1 protein-coding gene is annotated in these 314 nt (G+C 51.0%); it reads right to left on the reverse strand.

The window, feature by feature from the left end:
* The coding region (gene yihA, locus QWI17_RS14855; RefSeq protein WP_302723312.1) for a ribosome biogenesis GTP-binding protein YihA/YsxC at positions 1-314 on the reverse strand (314 nt) is incomplete at both ends.

The following is a 314-nucleotide window of genomic DNA, read 5'->3' on the forward strand; positions in this document are numbered from 1 at the left end:
AACGCCCCGTAAGCAGTCGCGATTCTGCAGGTAATCATTCAAATGCTTTTGCCAGTGCTCTTTCATGGCGATGGGCACTTTTGCATAGCCATAGCCTGGTAGATCGACGATGCGGACGTCTTCAATATTGGTGTCGAAGAAGTTTATGAGCTGCGTTCGCCCCGGTGTTTTACTGGTGCGGGCGAGTTTTGCATTGGTCAGTGTATTGATTGCACTGGACTTACCTGCATTGGAACGACCTGCAAACGCAACTTCGGCTCCGATGTCATCAGGGCACTGACTGAGCTTACTCGCGCTGGTGTTAAAACGGGTCA

It is taken from the genome of Gilvimarinus gilvus, from assembly GCF_030518155.1.
GTDB classification, from domain to species: Bacteria; Pseudomonadota; Gammaproteobacteria; order Pseudomonadales; family Cellvibrionaceae; genus Gilvimarinus; species Gilvimarinus gilvus.